The sequence below is a fragment of the Streptomyces sp. NPDC002776 genome, assembly GCF_053592195.1.
Genome location: NZ_JBSFVG010000063.1, coordinates 1 through 1,468, shown reverse-complemented (window position 1 = coordinate 1,468; position 1,468 = coordinate 1). Strand labels below are relative to the sequence as shown.

1 protein-coding gene is annotated in these 1,468 nt (G+C 66.6%); it reads right to left on the bottom strand.

Annotation, left to right across the window (positions count from 1 at the left end; genetic code table 11):
• Nucleotides 1-24: 24 nt before the first annotated feature.
• Nucleotides 25-1,227, bottom strand: a complete 1,203-nt coding sequence (locus ACWD11_RS35150) for an IS110 family transposase (RefSeq protein ID WP_451287966.1) — start codon at nucleotides 1,225-1,227, stop codon at nucleotides 25-27.
• Nucleotides 1,228-1,468 lie beyond the last annotated feature (241 nt).

Here is a 1,468-nt window from a genome sequence, read left to right as displayed (position 1 = left end):
GAAAAGGTGCCTCTATGGGCTTCGTCAAGCTGTAGCCGGGGTGGGTGGCTGGTAGAAGGTGCCGTCTCGGAGCATCGCGTAGAGGACGTCGATGCGGCGTCGGGCGAGTGCGACGAGGGCTGCGACGTGGTGTTTCCCCTCGCGGCGTTTTCGGTCGTAGTAGGCACGGGACTCGGGCTGGGAGAGCGAGGCGAACGCGGCGAGGTAGAAGGCCCGTTTGAGCTGCTTGTTGCCGCGTCGTGAGGGATGTTCGCCGCGAATGGAGGAGCCGGAGTTCCTGGTCACGGGTGCCAGGCCTGCGTAGGCGGCGAGGTGGCCGGCGGTGGCGAAGCCGCTGCCGTCACCGACGTCGATGAGGATGCGGGCTGCGGTCCTGATCCCGATGCCGGGCATCGAGATCAGGACCTGGGAAAGAGGGTGGGCCTCCAGGAGTTCTTCGATCCTTGCAGCGAGGAGTTTGCGCTGGTCAAGGACTGACTGGAGGGAACTGGCGAGGGTGGGGACGATCAGCGCGGCTGCGTCGGTGCCCGGGACGACGACGGTCTGTTCGTCGAGTGCGGTGAAGATGTCCTCGACCAGCCGCTCGGCCATCCGTGGTGCCTTCGGCCGTATCAGCGTGACCAGTCGTCGCCTTCCGGCTTTGCGGATCTGGGCGGGTGAGCCGAACTGGTCCAGCAGCCGGAGCACGGCCGGGTGCTGGATCCGTGGGCCAAGGACCCGTTCCAGTGACGGATGGATCTGGGTGAGCAGGCCGCGGAGCCGGTTGGCGATCCGGGTGGACTCGCCCGCCAGGTCGTCGTCGAAGCCCGCGATCATGGCGAGCTCGGCGACCGTCTCATCGGCGGGATCGACCGCCCGCAGGGTGTGGGGCATTGCTCTGGCAGCGTCCGCGATGACGAACGCGTCGCGAGCGTCGGTCTTGGCTTCACCAGGGTAAAGATCGGCGATCCGCCGCATGGTCAGTCCGGGCAAGTAGGCGACCTGGCAGCCTGCATCCCGGGCGACTGCCAGGGGCAGGGCTCCGATGGAAGCCGGCTGGTCGACGACCATCAGCACGGTCCCGTGCTTGGCCCGGAGCTTGTCGAACAGCTCCCGCAGCTTCGGTTCGCTGTTAGGCAGCGGCTTGTCGAACACCTTCTTCCCAGCGTGATTGACGGCGGCGGCGTGGTGTTCGCCCTTGCCGACATCCAGTCCCAGATAGACGCCGATGCCAGTTTCGTCCGTCACGACCGTCGCTCCCGCCCTCGCCTGTTCCCCGGCCTCACCGCGGCATCAGCGTGCCGGCATCCACGTTACGAAGAGACTGCCGTACCCGGTTGAGGGATTGGCGCTCGTGCCTCTAATCAGCGGTCTGCCAATGCCTCCGGCACCGGCGACACCACCTTTTCGATCATCTCGACTGGGGGCTCAAGTCATACCGGGGCCGAAGGCCGGGAGCCTCCTTGCGAGGCCACGAAGAAGGTAACGG